The organism is Arthrobacter sp. B0490 (assembly GCF_002929355.1).
GTDB lineage: Bacteria > Actinomycetota > Actinomycetes > Actinomycetales > Micrococcaceae > Arthrobacter_D.
Window position 1 is genome coordinate 175,819 of record NZ_PJIR01000003.1, and the last position, 18,967, is coordinate 194,785.

General features: G+C 67.7%; 13 protein-coding genes. 1 reads left to right on the plus strand and 12 read right to left on the minus strand.

The window, feature by feature from the left end:
- Positions 1-7: 7 nt before the first annotated feature.
- The 3 genes from CXQ97_RS06420 to CXQ97_RS06430 are packed head-to-tail and all read right to left on the minus strand — an operon-like array spanning position 8 to position 2,909.
- Positions 8-1,042, minus strand: coding sequence for an NAD(P)-dependent alcohol dehydrogenase (locus CXQ97_RS06420; protein WP_219815382.1), 1,035 nt, complete (start codon positions 1,040-1,042; stop codon positions 8-10).
- On the minus strand, positions 1,039-1,866 hold the full coding sequence (locus CXQ97_RS06425) for a metal-sulfur cluster assembly factor (protein ID WP_104180027.1): 828 nt from the start codon (positions 1,864-1,866) through the stop codon (positions 1,039-1,041). Before CXQ97_RS06425 ends, CXQ97_RS06420 begins: the two co-directional genes overlap by 4 nt.
- Positions 1,863-2,909 carry an amidohydrolase family protein gene (locus CXQ97_RS06430; protein WP_104180028.1) on the minus strand — a complete coding sequence of 349 codons (1,047 nt, stop codon included), beginning with the start codon at positions 2,907-2,909 and terminating at the stop codon, positions 1,863-1,865. The genes CXQ97_RS06425 and CXQ97_RS06430 overlap by 4 nt, the downstream gene beginning before the upstream one ends.
- Positions 2,910-3,061: 152 nt before the next feature.
- Here CXQ97_RS06430 and CXQ97_RS06435 point away from each other — a divergent pair, with 152 nt between their 5' ends.
- A complete protein-coding gene (locus CXQ97_RS06435; RefSeq protein WP_104180029.1) occupies positions 3,062-4,567 on the plus strand; it encodes a GAF domain-containing protein in 1,506 nt (501 codons plus the stop codon).
- Positions 4,568-4,586: 19 nt separating this feature from the next.
- Here CXQ97_RS06435 and CXQ97_RS06440 read toward each other — a convergent pair whose 3' ends face one another.
- The 9 genes from CXQ97_RS06440 to CXQ97_RS06480 all read right to left on the minus strand — a co-directional run bounded on the left by CXQ97_RS06440 (position 4,587) and on the right by CXQ97_RS06480 (position 18,898).
- Positions 4,587-5,051 carry a DUF2087 domain-containing protein gene (locus CXQ97_RS06440; RefSeq protein ID WP_104180030.1) on the minus strand — a complete coding sequence of 155 codons (465 nt, stop codon included), beginning with the start codon at positions 5,049-5,051 and terminating at the stop codon, positions 4,587-4,589.
- Positions 5,048-5,896, minus strand: coding sequence for an inositol monophosphatase family protein (locus CXQ97_RS06445; protein WP_104180031.1), 849 nt, complete (start codon positions 5,894-5,896; stop codon positions 5,048-5,050). Before CXQ97_RS06445 ends, CXQ97_RS06440 begins: the two co-directional genes overlap by 4 nt.
- Complete coding sequence (gene ligA / locus CXQ97_RS06450; RefSeq protein ID WP_104180032.1) at positions 5,893-8,187, minus strand: NAD-dependent DNA ligase LigA; 2,295 nt, start codon at positions 8,185-8,187, stop codon at positions 5,893-5,895. The genes CXQ97_RS06445 and ligA overlap by 4 nt, the downstream gene beginning before the upstream one ends.
- Positions 8,188-8,411: 224 nt before the next feature.
- The gene (locus tag CXQ97_RS06455; RefSeq protein WP_104180033.1) at positions 8,412-9,893 is read right to left on the minus strand and encodes a DUF4082 domain-containing protein; all 1,482 of its coding nucleotides are present in this window, start codon (positions 9,891-9,893) and stop codon (positions 8,412-8,414) included.
- Between the two features lie 1,127 nt (positions 9,894-11,020).
- Positions 11,021-11,656, minus strand: a complete 636-nt coding sequence (locus CXQ97_RS06460) for a 4'-phosphopantetheinyl transferase superfamily protein (protein WP_104180034.1) — start codon at positions 11,654-11,656, stop codon at positions 11,021-11,023.
- 179 nt (positions 11,657-11,835) lie between these two features.
- Positions 11,836-12,729, minus strand: coding sequence for a hypothetical protein (locus CXQ97_RS06465; RefSeq protein WP_146069583.1), 894 nt, complete (start codon positions 12,727-12,729; stop codon positions 11,836-11,838).
- Positions 12,730-12,734: 5 nt separating this feature from the next.
- Positions 12,735-13,982 carry a heparan-alpha-glucosaminide N-acetyltransferase domain-containing protein gene (locus tag CXQ97_RS06470; protein ID WP_104180036.1) on the minus strand — a complete coding sequence of 416 codons (1,248 nt, stop codon included), beginning with the start codon at positions 13,980-13,982 and terminating at the stop codon, positions 12,735-12,737.
- A 30-nt stretch (positions 13,983-14,012) separates the two neighbouring features.
- The gene (gene dapA / locus CXQ97_RS06475; protein ID WP_104180037.1) at positions 14,013-14,957 is read right to left on the minus strand and encodes a 4-hydroxy-tetrahydrodipicolinate synthase; all 945 of its coding nucleotides are present in this window, start codon (positions 14,955-14,957) and stop codon (positions 14,013-14,015) included.
- Positions 14,954-18,898: a Pls/PosA family non-ribosomal peptide synthetase gene (locus CXQ97_RS06480; protein WP_258062348.1), complete on the minus strand. Its 3,945-nt coding sequence runs from the start codon at positions 18,896-18,898 to the stop codon at positions 14,954-14,956. Before CXQ97_RS06480 ends, dapA begins: the two co-directional genes overlap by 4 nt.
- Positions 18,899-18,967: the final 69 nt, after the last annotated feature.

Sequence of the window (18,967 nt, forward strand, 5' to 3'; positions counted from 1 at the left end):
GGGCGGGTCACGGCACGAGGATGGCCCTGCCCCTCACCCTGCCGGCGTCGAGATCGGTGATGGCCTGCTGGAAGTCGTCGAGCGCGTACTTCTGCGTGTGCAGCGTGACGGCGCCGCGGGCGGCCAGGGCCATGAGGTCCTGCAGGTCGTTGTAGGAGCCGACGAGGTTGCCGATGATGTTGATCTCCGCCGAGACGATGTCGATCGTGGGCACGTCGATGTTCTCGCCGTAGCCCACCACGTAGTAGTCGCCGGCCTGCCGCAGCATGGCGATGCCCTGTGCGGTGGCGCCGCCCTCGCCCACGAAGTCCACGAGCGCCTCGGCGCCCTTCCCGTCGGTGAGGGCCAGGACCTGCTCGACCTGGCTGCCGTCCGCCAGGACACCCACGTGTGCCCCGATGTCCCGGGCGAGATCGAGGGCTGCCTCGTTGCGGTCGACGACGACGATGCGCGCCGGGGTGAGCGCCCGCAGGACCTGGATGCCGATGTGCCCGAGGCCGCCGGCGCCGATGACGACGCACGTGTCCCGTGCCGTCAGCCGCTTGGCGGCCTTCGCGGCAGCGTGGTAGGCGGTGAGCCCGGCGTCGGCGAGCGCGGCGACGTCGGCCGGTTCCAGGGAGTCGTCGATGCGGACGACCGAGCGGGCGGTGGTCAGCAGGTACTCGGCGTAGCCCCCGTTGGTGTCGATGCCGGGGAACTGGCTCTGCTCGCAGTGCACGTCGTCGCCCGACCGGCAGGCGCGGCACAGGCCGCAGGTGATGAGCGGGTGGAGGATGACCTTGTCCCCCGGGCCGACGTTCGTGACGGCGCTGCCGACGGAGTGCACCCACCCGGCGTTCTCGTGCCCGATGGTGTACGGCAGGTGGACCTGGGACTTCTCGGCCCACTGACCCTCGAGGATGTGGAGATCGGTGCGGCAGACTCCCGCACCGCCGATCCGGACGACGACGTCGAACGGGCCGGTGGCGGTCGGCATCGGCACCTCGGCCATCTTGAGGGCTTCGTGGTAGCCGACCACCTGGACGGCGCGCATTGTGCTCATGGTTGGTGCTCCTTGACTGTGAGGGGAAGAAGTCCGTGCTGGTCCGCGGGCTCCGAGCCCTCGGCCCGGAAGGCCTGGTCGGCGCCCGAACCCTCGTAGCGGGTGCGGAGGAGTCCGCGGCAGAAGTGCGCGTTGCCGTCGATGGAGATGCGGGTGGACCGCGCGCGGCGGAGGGCGAGGGGAACGGCGCCGGGCGCGTAGGTGCGGCCCTCGTCGTCGACCAGCACGCACGCGTCCCCGTCCCCGGGCAGGCCGAGTGCGGTCCGTCGGCGCAGCAGCGCCTCCTTCTCGCGGCCTGCGGGAAGGTCCCGGAGACGCACGGTCCCGAGGTCCTCCTCCGGGAGCTCCCGGTCCGCGCGCAGCAGGCCCGTGAGGCAGCGTTCCATGGCGGCCGTGTGGGCCTTGCGGCGGAACGTCCGGCGCAGCTCGTCGAGGCTGTCCTCGGCCTCGTGGCGGAAGGTACCCCGGTACCCGGCGTCCGCGGCGAGGCCAGCGTTGATCAGCTCCGAGTCGTGGTGGTCGTCCAGTTCCACGACGACCCGCCGCACCCCGGGGATCGCCGAGATGGCGTCCTTGCTGTCCGACGCCATGAGGTACGCGAAGTTGGGTGAGCAGAAGGACGTGGGAAGCCGGAGGTGGACCTCGACCGTCGTGGCGTCGGCTCCCACGCGGATGGAACGGACGAACCCGAGTTCGGTGATGGGCTCGTCGAGCTCGGGATCGAGCACCGCGTGCAGGCTCCGGCGGACGTCGTCGTCGGTGACGGTCCGCTCGCCCACCGGGGCCCGCCCGCGGGCCCCGGTGTCGACGTGCACTGCGGTCATCGGGCGCTCGCCAGGTCGGCCCGTTCCGGCTGGCGGGGCCCCGTGGCGGTCTCCTCGGCGTCGGGGAGCCGGAGCTCTTCCGGCACCGGGATGTCGTACATCTTCGCGGCGTTCAGGCCCAGGATCTTCTTCTTCTGCTGGACGGTGAGCTGCCCGTACTCGGTCATGTCCTCGGGGATCTGGAAGTCGACGAACCGCTCCACGAGCCACTTCGGCGTCCACAGTGCGTAGTCGCTGGAGAACTGGATGCGGTCCTCCCCGATCCAGTAGATGAGTTCACCGATGATCTGGGCGAAGTACCGCGGGCGGCTGTGCATGAACGGCATGGCGACGGCGAGGCCGCCGTGCACGTTGGGTTCCTGCGTGGCGATCCAGCAGAAGTCCTCGAGCCGGGGCAGGCCGACGTGCTCGACGACGAAGTTGAGGTCCGTGAAGTCGGAGGCCGCGTGGTCGACGTCGGACACGTCGAACGCATCCCGGTCGAGGGGCCTGATGGTCGGGCCCTTGTGGACGTGGATGTTCCTGACGCCCAGCTTGCGGCATTCCTCGAAGTACCGGTACGTCCACGGATCGGAGAGCTTGTACCCGCGGGAGTCGCCGTGCCATTCGGCGGTGTACAGCTTCACCCCCTTGAAGCCCATCCGCTCATGGTCCGCGCGCAGCTGGTCCAGGCCCGCCTCGCCCTGCCGTGGGTCGAAACAGTGGTTGTAGGTCAGCTTGTCCGGGTTCGCGGCCGCCAGCCCGTAGGCCTCCTCGGTCTGCCCGAATCCCCGGTGGTAGAACTCGCCGAGATACGCCGGCTGGAAGATCGCGTGGTCGACGTACCCGTCGGTGAACAGGTCCTTCATCAGGCGTTCGCCGCCCTGGTAGAGGTACTCCTCGTACGTCCAGAGCTCCGATTCCGGGGAGAGGTTCCGGTGGTAGTCGTAGAAGCAGTCGATGAACTGCTTGCCGTGGATGTTGCGCTGGTTCTCGGGACGGGCGTCCCAGAGCGCGATATGCGCGTCGACAATGAAGTAGTTCTCGCCATCCTTGCTGTACATCTCGTATCTCCTCCTCGTGACTGCCGTAGTCGCGACAGGACCGAGACTAGGTGCGAAGATGGCTCCCACCACGCGGCGTGTGTCTCATTTTGAGACGACCGGACGCCTGCGGGTGGAACACGGCCTCGACCCAGCGAACGAGGAGGGCGGCGATGGTGCCGACTCGAGACGGTGAGATCTCTCCGGCGGGGGCGACCCCCGGTACCGGCCGGCTGATCGTGGCTGCCAGGCGCCTCGTCGCCTCCTGGCAGCGCAGCGAGGAGTACGGGGTGTCGGCGGATGTGGTGGACCCCGCCTGGGCCGGCACCGTGCAGGCGGACTCGCTGTACTTCCAGTGCGGGCAGGAGGTGCTGGCCGCCCTGCACGGCACCCTGGCCGACGAGCCCGTCAGCCTGATGCTCACGGACGCCGACGGACTGCTGCTCAACCGCCTGAGCGGCAACCCCACCCTCCTGCGGTCGCTGGACAGGGTTCACCTGGCCCCCGGGTTCGCCTACTCCGAGCGCGACGCCGGCACGAACGGGATGGGGCTGGCGCTCGCGGACCGGTCCCCCGCCCTGGTGCGCGCGGAGGACCACTTCAGCGCGAGCCTGCGGACCTACACCTGCGCAGCGGTCCCGGTCTTCGACCCCGTCAGCGGGGACCTCGAGGGAAGCGTCAACATCACCACGTGGTCCAGGTCCTCCCCCGAGCTCCTGCTGGCCCTGGCGCACTCGGCGGCCGGGAACACCGCAGCGCTGATGCTGGCGCGGTCGCGGGGGCGCCGGCAGCGGCCGGGCCGGAAGGGCGGGGTGTTCCGGATGCAGCGCAGCGGGCTCGAACCGGGGGCCGGGACGCTGCGGGCGATGTCCTCACCCTGGACGGTCGCGCTCGACGACGCGACCCGCGCCCTGGCCGCGGGACGCGTCGTCGCCGCGGTCGGCGAGCACGGCGTCGGTCGGGTGACCCTCCTCGCCCAGGCGTTCCGCCAGGCACGGCCGGGATGCCGCATCCTCTCCGCCGCGGCGCCTGCGCCGGAGGACGTCGACGCCTGGTTGTCCCTGTGGACCCCGGAACTCGCGAAGCCGGACACCGCCGTCATCATCGAGAACGCGGACCTGCTGCCGGCCTGGGCGGCCCAGGAACTGCGGGGCCATGTCGCGCGGGCGCTGCATGCCCTTCCGTCGACGGCGGACGGGACGGCACCCACCCTCGCGTGGGCCGTCACGGCCACCGGACTGGATGCCGTCCCGTCTCCGCTCGCGGGCTCGATCGACACGGTGGTTCCCGTTCCGGCGCTCCGCGACCGGGGCGACGACGTCCTCCACCTCGCCCGGTACGCCGCCCGGCAGACGCGCCTGCGCGAGATCGACTTCACGGTCGCCGCGGAGAAGGCGCTCCTCGCGCACGACTGGCCCGACAACGTCGACGAGCTCTTCGGCGTGGTCCACGATGCCGCCGTGCGGGCGGAGACCATCGACATCCAGCACCTGCCCGCCTACCTCCTCGCCCGGCCCGGCATGCACCTGAGCCGGATCGAGTCGGTCGAGCGCGACGAGATCGTGCGGAGCCTGTCGCGGCCCGGGGCGACGGTCACCGCGGCGGCGACGGAACTGGGCATCAGCCGCGCCACCATCTACCGCCGCATCGCCCGCCTGGGGATCGCACTGCCGAAGTGAGCACGCCCGGGGGCCGGCCTCAGGGCGCCGTCACCCGCCGGTAGCCGGTGCCGTCGGGGTGACGCTCCACGAACCCGTGGTCGACGAGCGCACGCCGCAGGGTCGGGATGTCGCGCGTGACCGTGGCGAGCAGCCTGTTCACCTCGGGTTCGCTGATCTCCTCGCCGGCCGGGAGCAGCCGTTCGGCGAGGTGCGCCAGCAGGTCGGTGCGCTCCTGCCCGGCGCGCGGCAGGCCGTCGATGCGCCCGTCCCGGAAGAAGCGGTCGACGCCCTTGGGCGTGCCCGGCCCGGCAGCGGCGAGGACCTCCTTGAACAGCCCGTCCGCGACGGCGTTGTCCGGCGTCAGCAGCCCGGCGTCGACCAGGCGCTGCACCTCCTTCGGCGTCGCGTCGAGCGGTTGCCCGAGGACGGCGCGCGCGTACACCTCCCGGGAGCGCGCGCCGGCCAGCGTGGACAGGATCCTCTGCCAGGACGGTGTCGTCACGAGTGCCTCCCGAGGAGGGTCGCCCCGGTGGCCGGCCCGAGGAGGTCTGCGGGACCGGCGAACGTGACCGCGGCGAGGCGCTCGGACTCCGTGGGGCCGCCGTCGAGCACGGACCGGAGGTCCGGCCTGCGGACGGCGACGCCCGCCTCCTCCGCGACGAGGGCGCCCGCGGCGATGTCGTGCTCGTGCAGCCCCCGCTCCACGAAGGCGTCGAAGGTGCCGTCCGCGACCATGCAGAGGTCGAGCGCCGCGGAGCCGAGCGATCGCACGTCGCCGAAGCCGTCGAGCAGCGCCCCGAGATCGTCGGCCTGCCGGGCCCGCGTTCCGGCGTCGTAGGAGAAACCCGTCGCGAGCAGCCGTCCACGCCCGGCGTCGGGTCCGGCGAGGCGCCGTACCGAACCGCCGTCGCTCAGCCAGGCGCCGCCCCCGCGCGATGCCCAGTAGATCCGACGGAGGGCGGGGGCGTGCACGACGCCGGCGAGCCAGGTGCCGTCCGCGCCGGCGGCCGCCACGGACGTGCCGTAGTAGACGATGTTCCGGATGAAGTTGGTGGTGCCGTCGAGGGGGTCGATCGACCAGCGGACACGGCCACCGTCGTGCCTGCCGGAGGGGACCGTCGTGCCGAGCTCCTCGCCCGTGACGATGTCGTGCGGGCGGGAGTCGGCGAGGACGCTGCGCACCGCCCGCTCGGCGGCGATGTCGTACGCCGTCACCCAGTCGCTGTCCGAACCCTTGCTCGTGGCGCCGAGCGCGGCCGGGTCCCGCCGGGACAGCACCTCGGCGCCGGCCGCCGCCGCGTGGCGTGCCACGTGCAGGAGTGCGCCGGGCGAGACCGTGGAGCTCACGCGGGGTCCCCGGCGTCCGATCCGTCGGCCCCGGGACCCGACTCCTCGGCGGCCTCCTCGTCCTCGCCCGGGTCGCCGCCGTCGTCCGCCGGGACGGCGGGCCCGTGAGCGAGCAGTGCCGTGAAGCCCTCCTCGTCGAGCACGGGGATGCCCAGCGCCTCGGCCTTCTCCAGCTTGGTGCCGGCGTTCTCGCCGGCCACCAGGTAGCTCGTGTTCTTGGACACCGAGCCCGACGCCTTGCCGCCGCGCGTGATGATCGCTTCCTTCGCCTCGTCGCGGTTGTAGCGCTCCAGCGAGCCGGTGACGACGACGGTCAGGCCCTCGAGGGTGCGCGGCGTGCTGTCGTCCACCTCGTCCTCCATCCGCACTCCCGCCGCGGCCCACCGGTCCACGATCTCGCGGTGCCAGTCCTCCGCGAACCACTCGGTGAGCGCGACGGCGATGGTCGGGCCGACGCCGTCGACGTGCGCGAGTTCCTCCTCGCTCGCGGCGCGGATACGGTCCATCGACCCGAAGGCGGTCGCCAGCGCGCGGGACGCCGTCGGGCCGACGTGCCGGATGGACAGTGCGACCAGCACACGCCACAGCGGCTGCTTCTTCGCCTTCTCCAGCTCGGCGAAGAGCTTGCGCGTGGTGGCACTCGGCTCGGACGGCTTCTTCGCCGTGCCCTTCGAGTAGAAGTAGGGCACGAGCTCCCGGCCGGTCACCACGCCCTTGACCTTCTTGTCCCGCTCGATCATCACGTCCGCCAGCTTCTCCGGCGTGAGGTCGAAGATCTCGGCCTCGGTGGTGATCGGCGGCACGGAGGGTTCGGCGGGCTGGGTGAGCGCGATGGCCGCCTCGTACCCGAGGGCCTCGATGTCGAACGCGCCCCGGCCGGCGAGGTGGAACACGCGCTCACGCAACTGGGAGGGGCAGGACCGCGCGTTGGGGCAGCGGATGTCGACATCGCCCTCCTTCGCGGGCTGCAGCGGCGTCCCGCAGGACGGGCACTCCGTCGGCATGACGAACTCGCGCACGTTCGGGACCTGCTTGTCGCGCAGGGCCATGACCGGGCCGACGATCTCGGGGATGACGTCGCCGGCCTTCCGCAGGACGACGATGTCGCCGATCATCACGCCCTTGGCCTTCACGACCTCCTGGTTGTGGAGAGTGGCCAAGCCGACCGTCGAGCCGGCGACCTTGACGGGTTCCATCTTGCCGAACGGTGTGACGCGACCGGTCCTGCCGACGCTGACGATGATGTCCAGCAGCTTCGTGTTCACCTCCTCGGGCGGATACTTGTAGGCCACGGACCAGCGCGGTACGCGGGACGTGTGACCGAGGGCCCGCTGCAGCGCGAAGCTGTCCACCTTCACCACGATGCCGTCGATCTCGTGCAGCAGGTCGTGCCGGTGCTCGCCGTGGTACCCGATGAACTCGCCGACCTCGGCCTGCGTCGCGAGGACCTTGTAGTAGGGGGACGTGGGGAGCCCCCACGCCTTGAGGAGCCCGTAGGTCTCCGACTGCGTCCCGGCTGCCAGTCCGGTGCGCGCCCCGATGCCGTGCACGTACATGTCGAGGGGGCGCTCCGCCGTCATGGCGGGGTCCTTCTGCCGCAGGGAGCCGGCGGCGGCGTTCCTCGGATTGGCGAACGGGGCCTTGCCCGCGGCGACCATCCGCTCGTTGAGCTGCGAGAACTCCTGGGTGGGGAAGAAGACCTCCCCGCGGATCTCGACCTCCTCGGGGTGGTCGCTGCCCGCGAGGTGCTTCGGGACGGAGGCGATGGTGAGGACGTTGTGCGTGATGTCCTCACCCGTCACGCCGTCGCCCCGGGTCGCGGCCCGGACCAGCTCGCCGTCCCGGTACAGCAGGTTCACGGCGAGGCCGTCGATCTTGAGCTCGGTCAGCCAGGCGATCTCCGAGCCCGGGCTGCGCTCCTCGACGCCGGCGGACGCACGGTCCAGCCAGGCCTTGAGCTCGTCGAGGGAGAAGACGTCCTCGAGGCTGTACATGCGGGCGAGGTGGTCCACGGGGGCGAAGGCGGCGGAGACCTCCCCGCCCACCTCCTGGGTCGGTGAGTCGTTGGCGACGATCTCGGGGTGCAGTGCCTCCAACTCCTCGAGCCGCCGGAACAGGGCGTCGAACTCCGCGTCGGAGATGGTGGGGGCGGCATCCTGGTAGTACGCGGTGCGGTGCGCCCGGATGTCCTCGGCGAGCTGCGCGTACTCCCGACGCAACAAGTCGCTCGGAGGGACAGGGGTCGCTTCCGCACCACGACGGTTCTGCGTTTCCTTCGTTTTCTCAGCCACCCGCCCTAGTCTGCCCTACACCGTGAACGGGTGGTCCGAACCGCCTCCGGAACACGCGGACCGCCCGGTAGTCCTTCGCCGGAGAGCCCCGCAGGCTGGTGCTGCCGCGCACCGGCGTGAACCGTCACATCAGATACGCCGGTTTGAATGCGACAGGCCGACCCATGGGCAAAGCCCACTGGTCGGCCTGTCACGACTTCCTGCTGCTGCAGTCGGACGGGAGTCTAACGGAGCGGATACACCTTCGCCAGTTGTTCGCGCAATACCCGCGGCTCGTCGAGTTCGTAGTGATCGATACCTGCGGGGAAATCGGTGGTGACGCTGAATCCCCGATCGCGCCATTGAGTTGCCCCGGACTGCGCGGCCGTATAGCCGTTCCAGTTGATGGGCGAGCCCACACCGTCATCCTGGCCGGTGTAGAAGTGCATGCGGAAGTTCCCTTTGAACCCGGAAGTGAAGGGGACAGCGGGAGATGCCTGGGTCACCGAGCCGCCACCAGAGATGAGGGCTCCGCCCCCGCAGAACGTGTGGTGCTGACGCTTCACGTAGTAGAGGCTGATGAATTCCGCCCCGCCCGAGTAGCCGCTCAGCCACACCTTGTTCTTCTCGACGTTGTACTTCCCGTAGACCTCGGTGTCCAACAGTGCCTGTAGGAAGGGTACGTTGACACCGGCGTCCTCCCACCAGGTGACCGAGCCTGCTCGGTCCGGAGACTTCACGGAGACGAGGATCATGTTCCGCTCCTTGGCGATCGCAGCCATGGATAGGAGCTTGCCGGCCGAGGGCCGTCCGAACTCGTAGGCTCCGTCACCGTGCAGTTGGACCAGGAGGCCTACGGGCTTGGTCGGGTCGATGCCGGCGGCGTAGATGTGGAACTGACTCGTTCCTCCGGCGGGTGCGGTGAACGACTGGTTGAACCTGTCCGTGAATGCCCCGCCGGTTCCATTGGTCGGGCAGACGAGGAGTCCGCCCGGTGTGGCGGGGGGAGGAACAACCACGGGTGCGGGAGGCACGACAACCGGTGCGGGAGGGAGCACCTCCGGCACGTCGTCAGCCTGGAAGGCGACGTCCACCCAGTAGTTGGCGTCGCCGCGGGACGCGGTCGGGAAAGCGTCCTGAGATCCGTACCGGTACACCCCCGTGTTTCCTGCGACGGTGGACAAGGCTCCGTCGGCGCTATTGATCGTCCGTCCGCTGAAGTATCCGCCATCGCGGGAGAAGATACCGCGCGGCGAGGTGTAGGAAACCGTGTAGGTCTGGTCTGCCGCCAGCACGACAGGTGTTGCGAATGTGGCACTTTGCCAGCCGGAAGCCGTTTCATTCGTGAAGGTGACGGCGCCCAACTTCGTCCCGGTGGAGGACCACAGAGCTCCGGTGTGGATGCCCGTGTCCCTCGTTCCCTTGTAGAACTCGATCGCCGTCACCACCCCCGGTTTCTTTGGCTTGAATCTCACGCCGACATTGATCGCTCGCCCGTCGACGTAGTTCTGCGTGAGCGGCGCTTCGTTGGTCCAGAGCCCGGAAACCGGGGCTGCATAGGCCGAAGGGGCCATGGTGAGTGTGCCAGCCACCATGGCTGAGGCCGCAAGTAGGCCTGTCAATAGTTTGTTCATGACGCTTCCTGGTGCATGGAGGAGGGCAGGGCCTGGGCGGCGCGGTGTCGCGAGCAGGTTCTCCCGGAGACTGAGACGTGCACACAGTAACATCGCTAACACTGGACTCGAGGGTAACTCCTATAACATTTTTTCCGAGGTCTACCTGCGCGAAGGAGAAGCTTGAAAACTCTGGACAGACACGCATTCGGCGTCGATTGTGTGTCGTGAGCCGGGAGGGTCCTGGCATTGCAAGCGAACCGACGCGGTGCCGGGGTGATTCAGTACGGCCCGGCGAACCTCACAGCCTGCTCATAGCCACTCGACAGCAGACACCTAGTCCAGGTCGACAGAGTTGAGGTGGACGAAGTAATCCTCGACCTGACCGACCGGATCACCGACGACAAGAGATAGGGAACGCACCATGCTGGAACCCGACGCGATCCCCCGACGCAGCGCTGCTGTCGCAATGAGGTCCGAGCCCGGGACTGTCGTTCCGGCGCCGAAGGCACCCGCGGATGCGGATGACCGGGGTAGGGCGTTGTATGAGCAGCGACTCGTGCTCCTCGAGGGCCTGTGGATGCCGGATGCCCCTCCCTGGGAGGAGCTTTCTCCCGAGGCGAAGGAACGGTGGCGGCACCATACCGGACCTCGAGGATGACTCTGTGGAACATCGCGGACGAAGGCCGCTGCCCGACCGATCCCGAGCATCCGGAACCCGGAGTTCCTACGTACCGCTAGCCGGAGCCGTGCTCTCCGCCACCCTCGGCGTACAGTCTCCACCGGCTCTTCACCTCATCGCAAAGATCCTCCCAGGGAGGAGCCTCCGGCATCCACAGACCCTTGAGCAGCGCGAGTCGCTGTTCGTACAACACCCGGCCCGGATCCACGGCACCACTATCCTGCTGCGTCACCGGGACGGGACCGACGCGAGAGGAGGAGGCAGACTACGATGATCCGTCATGAACACCCAACTCTTCCCCCCGAGCACGCCGCGCATGCTTTGATCACCGATCGACACGGAGCTATGACAACTCTAGGCCGATCGGCGGACGGACGGCCTGCACGGATGTCATGGATGGAGAACCCGGCGCTCGCGTCGAACCCGTTCCCCTCCAGGCACGCGGCCCCGAGTCACCCCATCGTGACGAGCAACGGCAGCCCGTTGCACTCGTCATGCGGAGCAGCAGTACGTCGTGGTCGGCGTGTTCAGGACGAGCGGCGCTGTCGGCAGCATGCCCTCACGAGGTAGCAGGATAAGCCGGCGAACTATTTTCCTCACGCACTGCGACCGCCACCACGAACGGCAGCGGCAGCCCGAGATCCTCGGCGCCGGCATCAGCCAGTGAAAACCGGGGCTCGCTAGCTGCTGCCGCAGGCCACCGACGGATCCGTGGCGAGGTGAACGGACCCGTGTCGAGATCCTGCGGGTCGAGTCGCAGCCCGAGTCCCACAGCCTTGAACGCCGCTTCCTTGCGCGTCCAGAGCATTGCGCGCAAGCGTGGTCGTTCCGACGGTTCGTATCGTCGCAGCGCCTGGGCTTCACCTGCCGAGGCCATGACCGAGTCGAGGCCCTCGTCGGCGAAGGCGGGCTCCCGGGAGTCCTCCACATCCACTCCGATCCTGAGACTCCCGCCCATCGACGGCAGAAGCTCATCGGGGCGAGCCGGGATCACGCGCTTCGTCATCCCCACGACCAGCCAGTCCCCCGCCCTGCTGAAGCTCACCGCCGGGACCGCCTTCTTCTGATCGACGCGGTAACGGGGCCAGCCGTGGCTGCCGTCAAACACCGCGCGACAGGCCGGGCATTCGAAATCGGCAACAACTCGGCGCTCATCGACACCAAGGCGTATGGCAACCAGCTCGCGGACCTTCACTCGACCGGCCAGGAACCGCCGTCGGGACCGCGAATCGTGGATTCCACCTGCACGACGAAGTTCCGCTCTGCTCAGCGTGTCGAAGCGTGCCGGGTTGACGGCACCGAGACGATGGGCGGTGATTAGGGCACCGCTCCACAGGAGACCGGTCGCGGTGGAAGAATCTACCCCGACACCGCTCAATGGTGCCCCCGCTTCCTTGGATGCCCCCGCTTACTCAGGAGGGCGAGGCCTGCGATCAGGACAGCAGCGAAACCCAGCCCCGTGGCCACACCCCCGAAAGGAAACTGCGGTTGCGCCTGTCCTGACCCTGCCGTGTCCTCAGTTGTCACGGCCGATGGATCCTCATCGGTGGTCGCACCTGCGGCGAAAACCATCTCCTCTACTCCCATCACTATCCGGTCTCCGGGTGTGGCGCGTTGAAGGAGCCGGGTCACCGTGGCGAGGTCGGTGGAGATACAACCTACCGTGAGGGCATTGCCGGCGTGGAGAAAGATCGCGAAGGAAGCTCCCTGGACCGTGGGCATGTCGGGCTCCCGATTCCAGTTGATTACGGCCGCCTGCTCGTAGAATCCCTGCTGAAGATAGAACCACAGGTTCTCGTCGGCGCCGCCGTCCTCGCCCTCGAAGTACTGGTTGTAGGTGGGGCCCGGCTCTCCGCCCCACCTCGAGTCCGGATTGATGGTGTGGTACTCGAGTTGGGTCCCTGGATTCTCCCTGCCCAGGGCTTCGGTGAAGGAGAACGACCCCGATGGCGAGTACAGAGTGTTCTGCCACATCTCGCCCGGCGGAGCGAACCCGTTCCTGCCGGCGAATCCTGTGGTCTGCCACTCCTGGACGTAGCCTTCCGCCGAGCGCACGCACCCTGTGATGAGGACGCGGGTCTCCCGATAGGATGTGGCCGTTGCGAAGGTCACCCGCTTCACGCCGTACGTGGGATGGAGCACCTCGCCCGCGCTCAATCTCTCGCACGGATTCGTCACTGTACCCGGAACGGGTGCTGCTGCGCCGGAGGTTGTCGAAAGACCCAGCACGGCCGCGATGACCAGGGGTGCTGCTATCGATAGATCCATTGCTGCTATTCGGCGCCCCGTCGATTCACGGGGTCAGCCTCAAGGAGTTCGGTAGCCCCTGAGTCGGTACTTGTAGCGTGCCGTCCCGAAAACGAATCCCGATCCAGTACCCAGCGGCGCGCGCGGCTTGCGCCACCCGAGACGAGGCGCTCCACCGGACCCTGCTTGCCGGCCGTCACGTTCCTCCATACGATGGCGAAGATTGCCGAGATGAGGACGTGAATCGTCAAGCACAACAGTGGTCGGTTCAGCAGGAAGCCCGTCGAGAGGGCAACGAGGTGCGCGGAATACAGGGTCAGCGTCATCCCGCCCATCACCGCCAGCGGCATCAGGGCCGATCCGATCTTGCCGGCGAGGATGATGATGGCACCCAGGACGGCCGCCGCGATACCGATCGTGTTGAAGAGCTCCAGAGGAGTGGACGAGTACGGCGACAGGATGGCCAGCCACCACCAGGACGTCGTCGGAAGCCCGGAATCGGGTCCCCAGATCTGGATATCGTTGAAGCCCTCGATATCCATCCATGGCGTCGCTTCCAGCAGGTGACTCCGCCCTCCGAATGGCCCGAGGAGGATTTCCGAGAGCAGCCATGCGCCGGTCGCAAGGGCAAGCCCGCCGAGGGCGATCCTGGTCTGCACTGCGTAGGACCGAAGATCAAGCCGGCCGAGCGCGAGTCCTGCGCAGATATAGGCCATCCATGGGATGGCCGGATAGCTCCCCGAGACGAGCAGCGCTGAGACCGTTGCGGCCGGCTCGGTGACCAGCGAGGCGAAGGTCGGATCGAACCCGTCGAGGGTGGGCAGGTCGTCACGGACCGCCTGCATGATCACCGGCCCGATGACGGCAAAAGCGACGGCCAGAACGGCAAGGGCGCGGGCGCCGAGTCCCAATAGCGGGATCGCCATCAGGAACATCACCCCGTAGTAGGCGAGGATGATCGCCGCGGGCGGATTGAGGTAGGCGATCAGGAGGCCGATGGCGAGGATGATGCCGGCACGCACTGCGAGGGCTGCCCTCGCTGCCGTGAGTGCACGCCCTGCCAGCGGCTGCCTTCCGCCCGCAGAGAAGGTGAGCGAAACTCCTGCGAGGGTAGCGAAAAGACCTGCCGATGCCCCCGACAGGATGGTCCAGGACAACGTCGGCTGGGAGTTCTCATCGACCCCCGGCAGGATATGGATCGCCATCATGCCGATCAAGGCGATCCCCCGGGCTACGTCGATGCCGATGAGGCGCTGTTTGGTGGTGGATGTCATCGCTTGTCCCTTACGCGGGTTGGTATCGGTTCATACCGCTGCTACCGGCTGTGAGGAGAGGAACCCGGAGGACTCAAGATCCTGGAGGAGAATCGTAGCTTCTTCTTCCGTCAAATCTACCAAAGGAAGTCTCACCGACCCTCCGGGCAGGTTCTGCACGGCCAGGGCTGCCTTCACCGACGCGGCGGCGGGTGCTCGGAACACGGACCGGTATACCGGCAGCAGTTCGCGGTGGATCATTAGTGCCTCGGCAACGTGTCCCTTGCCATGGCAGTCGAGAAGGTCGCGCAATCGATGGCCCACGACGTGGCCCACCACGGAGACGAATCCGACCGCACCGATGGAAAGCAGTGGGAGGTTGAGCGCGTCGTCTCCCGAGTAGTAGGCGAGGTCTGTCCGCTTCATGACCCAGGACGACCCCTCCAGATCGCCCTTCGCATCCTTGACGGCCTGGATGCGGGGGTGTTCGGCCGCCGCTGCGAAGGTGTCCGGTTCGATCGCGACGCCTGTCCGCTTCGGGATGTCGTACAGCATCACGGGCAGAGGTGTGCTGTCCGCTATCGCAAGAAAGTGCTCGAGTATCCCGCGCTGCGAGGGGCGTGAGTAATAGGGCGCAACCACGAGCAACGCGTCCGCTCCCTGCGATGCGGCAGCGACTGCCATCGCGATGCTGTGGCGCGTGTCGCCCGCCCCCACTCCGGCGATGACCTTCGTACCGCTCCCCCCGACGGCCTCCTTCACCGACTGAACGACGGACAACTTCTCTTCATCTGAAGTGGTGAGTGACTCCCCGGTGGTGCCATTGACCACGATGCCGTCGTTCCACCCCGGCCGTGTCAACCATCGTGCAAGGGTCGAAACGCCGCTCTGGTCGAGTTCTCCACGGTGATCGAACGGTGTGACCATGGCGGTGATGACGGACCCGAAAGTACCAGCTGCGCTCGCGGGCGTTGCGTCCCTGTCGAGAGTGGTCATGACTCCGCGCTCCTTGATGTCGGTTGGGCGGGCCCCTGCTGCCAGGGCACTCCCGGGTGCAGGTTGCCGGTACTCCATTGCAGATCGACGGGATGCCCGTGCCGGCTCTGGGCTTCCGAGAGAGTCCAGTGACGGATCGGATTTCCGGCCCAACGGGTGCCCTGGGGGACGAATTCTGATCGCATGACCAAGGATGCTGCTCCGACCGTGGCACCCTCAAGGATGGCGCTGCCCGGCAGCACGATGCTGTTGGGGCCGAGCGTGGAATCAGCGCCGAGGTGGATCCTATCCATGCGCATGATGCGGTCATGGAAGAGGTGTGTCTGCAGCACCGTCCCACGATTCACGCTCACGCCGTCGCCCAGCGCGATCAAGTCGAACTCCGGAAGCCACCAGGTCTCGCACCACACGCCCCTTCCCACCTTCGTTCCCATCAGGCGTACCCACCAGTTCAGGAAAGGAGTTCCGATACTCATCCTGATGAGTCCCGGAACCGCCAGCGACTCGGAGAACACGTCCGCAAGCTCGTTGCGCCAGATGAACGAGGTCCACAGGGGGTACTCCGTCGCCTCGAACCGCCCGACCAGCGTCCACTTCGCGACGACGGCCAGGAGAGAGGTCATGACGGCGCCGGCCAGGAGCACCGGACCCGCCCACACGGCGGTGACGAGGAACCCGGACTGGACGTAGATTGCGTTGAGCACCCACACCGTGATCAATGCGAGCCAGCCAGTGAGTATCGCCGGGAGTATCCGGCATGCTTCGACCGCACCGCGGCCCACCATCAACTTCCGGGGAGGGTTGTAGGTGCGCGACGAATCGCCCTGATCGATGGGCCGCGGGAGTTCCACCGGCGGGCGCCCGAACCAGGAGGAGTTCTCCGGCATCCCCTTCGGCGCAGAGGAGAGCACGGCGAGCAGCGAGTTGTCGGGAACAGCGAGATCTGGTCCGACGATGGCGGAATTTCCGACGAAGGATTTCTCCCCGACGCTCGAGACGCCGAGGTGGAGCCAACCATTGCGGACGCGCCGAGAGGAGACCATCGAGTGGTCCGCGAGAAAGGACCGGTCCGAGACGCGGGTGAGATGCGGCATGGTCTCGACAGTGGAGATCTCCACATGCTTACCGACCCGCGCGCCGAGCAGACGCATCCAGACAGGGGTGAACAGACTGGCGTAGATGGGATACGTGGAGATGAGGGACTTGGTCAGCAGTGCCTGGGTGAACCACGTCGCCCATCCCGTGATCCCGTGAACCGAATGCATCCCGGGCTTGATCAGGGAACTCAGGGCCCTCACCAGCAGGACCGTCAGGGCCAGGTAGACGATGACAGTGACGACGATGAAGACGGGGGTCCAAGCGGCAAGGGTCCAGAGCGCGTTCTGCAGCGAGCCGACGCCTTGAAGTGCCCGCAGTGCCAGCAGTCCACCCGGAACCACGGACAGCAGTGGTAGCACGGTCAGCGAGAAGAGCGAGAGCAAGTAGAGAATCGAGATCATCGGGAGCGGCCGCGCATGGTTCATGCCGGAGGGCCAGTCCGCGCCGGCATCGCCCACGTACTCCATCTGAGCGCCGGCCCAGTGCTGCCCTGCCGGGACGTACCCGGTGACGGAGGTTCCCGGCGCAACCTCTGCGCCCACCCCCACGTGCGCCCCATCGGTCAAGGTCGAGCGGGTACCCACCCGCGCGTGGTCGTCGATCCGTACCTCGCCCACATTGAGGCGGTCGCCGTCCAGCCAGTGGCCGGCCAGGTCTGCCTCGTACTCGATCGATGCACCCGCTCCGAAGACGGCGAGCCCGGTAACGGGCGGCATCGCGTCGAGGTGGACACCCTTGCCCACCTCACATCCCAGAGCCCGGGCGTACCAGGATGCCATGGGAGTGCCCATGAGTGGTTCCAGTTTGCAGAACGTCACGATGCGTTCGACAGCCCACAACCTCAGGTGTGTGGAACCGCCTCTGCGGAAGACGCCGGGTCTGATCCCGACTAGTAGGAGCCGGGCGGACGTGATCGCGAGGAGGAGGCGGAACGGCAGGCTGTAGAGCACCACCCAGGCTGCCGCGGTCCCCAGGAGCGGTGGACTCGGGACCCACGGACTGTCCGTGAAACTGAAGAGGACGAGGCAGACGATCAGGATGCCGGTGACGTACCTCAGCCCACTGATGGAGTAGAGAGCTATGATCACCGGTGCCTGGAAGAACCCGATCCAGGAGGAGGTGGGAGCTACGGACCTGTCTGTCCTGTCCACGCCCGTGCTCTCCGTGAGGTGGGCGGCGAGCTCTCCGAGGGTGGGATGGGCGTAGACGTCCGCAATGGACACCTGCGGGTGGCGTACGCGTAGCGACGACACGAGCTGCGCGGCCGCTAGGCTGGCGCCCCCGGCGGCGAAGAAGTTGGTCTCCTCGGTGAGTGGCACCGGACCGAGCAGTTCCGTCCACTGCTGAGCCAGCCAGGCGAGATCGCCCTCGAACGCCTGAACGGGGATATCCGCGAACGATGTCAGAGGCCAGGGCAATGCTTTCCGATCGACTTTCCCCGAGGTTTTCACCGGAAGGTCGTCGACGATGCCGAGGGTAGGAACGAGCTGTTTCGGAAGCCTTTCGGCGAGGAGTTCACGGCAGCGCGAGAGGTCAAGAGTCGCCCCGGTTGCCGGGACCAGATAGCCCGCCAACACCTGATTGCCGCTGGGGCTCACCTGAACGGCGCCCGCTGCAGCGGCGACCCCGGGTAGCTGGGCGAGGGCGTCATCGATCTCGCCCATCTCCACTCTTCGTCCTGCCAGCTTGACCTGCTCGTCGGCCCTCCCGACGAACACCAACCCGGCAGGGTCCGCGAGCACCAGATCGCCGCTGCGGTAGGCCCGAGTCCAGCCGAGCGAGGGCAGAGGAGCATACTTTTCGGCATCCTTGGCCGTGTCCAGGTAGCGACCCAACCCCACTCCGCCGATGACCAGCTCACCCTCCTCACCCCACCGGACCGGCGTCCCGTCGGGATGGACGACCGCGAGCGCGTATCCCTGCAGCGGGAGGCCGATCCTGATAGGAGTGCTCCCGTCGACCATCGCTCCGCAAGCGATGACCGTCGCTTCGGTGGGACCGTACGTATTCCAGACCTCACGCGACGGACCTGCGAGACGTGCGACGAGTTCGGCGGGGCAGGCCTCACCACCGAAGATCAGCAACCGCACCTTCTCCAGGGCCGTGCCGGGCCACAGTGCCGCAAGGGTGGGAACTGTCGACACCACCGTGATGTCCCGCTGCGCGAGCCACGGACCAAGATCGGCCCCGGAGCGCACGACGTCGCGGGGAGCAGGCACCAAGCAGGCACCGTTCCGCCATGCGAGCCACATCTCCTCGCACGAAGCGTCGAAGGCCACAGACAAACCGGCCAGCACCCGATCACCTGGTCCGAGCGGGTTGCTGACGCAGTAGAGCTCCGTCTCGGCGTCCACCCACGCTGCGGCCGAACGGTGAGTGATCGCGACGCCTTTCGGCTTGCCTGTCGAACCGGACGTGAAGATGATCCAGGCGTCGTCGTCCCGGTGTGCCTGCGGGCTGTGTCCCAGCGTGCGGACGCCACCGGTGAGCGTCAGGGTGAGGCCCTCGCCAATTACAGCGCAGACGCCCGCTTCAGCCCACACCGTATCCGCCCTGTCCTGCGGTTCGTCGGCGTCGACCGGAACGTAGGCACTGCCGGCAACGATCACTCCGAGGATCGCCACGTAGAGGTCGACCGAACCTGAAGGAACCCGTACCCCGACGCGGTCCCCGGCACCGATGTTCGCGCTCCAGAGGCGACGCGACAACTCGGCGATCCGCTCGCCGAGCGCTTCGTAGGTCAGCAGTACCGTGCCGTCGTCCAGCGCCGGAGCCGCAGGGTATCTGGCGATGGTCTCGTGGATGACGTCGACGAGCGTACGTCCTTCAGGGGCCTCCGTCACGGGGAAGATCGCCCGTCCGGACGAGTTCCCCGCAAGCAGGCTCAGGTGGGAGATGGATCCTACGGATTC

What these genes read in the sequence shown, in the direction of transcription:
- CXQ97_RS06470 (WP_104180036.1), bottom strand. Translation starts at nt 13,982, where the DNA reads ATGACATCCACCACCAAACAGCGCCTCATCGGCATCGACGTAGCCCGG.
- CXQ97_RS06430 (WP_104180028.1), bottom strand. Translation starts at nt 2,909, where the DNA reads ATGTACAGCAAGGATGGCGAGAACTACTTCATTGTCGACGCGCATATC.
- CXQ97_RS06465 (WP_146069583.1), bottom strand. Translation starts at nt 12,729, where the DNA reads ATGGATCTATCGATAGCAGCACCCCTGGTCATCGCGGCCGTGCTGGGT.
- CXQ97_RS06420 (WP_219815382.1), bottom strand. Translation starts at nt 1,042, where the DNA reads ATGAGCACAATGCGCGCCGTCCAGGTGGTCGGCTACCACGAAGCCCTC.
- dapA (WP_104180037.1), bottom strand. Translation starts at nt 14,957, where the DNA reads ATGACCACTCTCGACAGGGACGCAACGCCCGCGAGCGCAGCTGGTACT.
- CXQ97_RS06455 (WP_104180033.1), bottom strand. Translation starts at nt 9,893, where the DNA reads ATGTTACTGTGTGCACGTCTCAGTCTCCGGGAGAACCTGCTCGCGACA.
- CXQ97_RS06425 (WP_104180027.1), bottom strand. Translation starts at nt 1,866, where the DNA reads ATGACCGCAGTGCACGTCGACACCGGGGCCCGCGGGCGGGCCCCGGTG.
- CXQ97_RS06435 (WP_104180029.1), top strand. Translation starts at nt 3,062, where the DNA reads ATGGTGCCGACTCGAGACGGTGAGATCTCTCCGGCGGGGGCGACCCCC.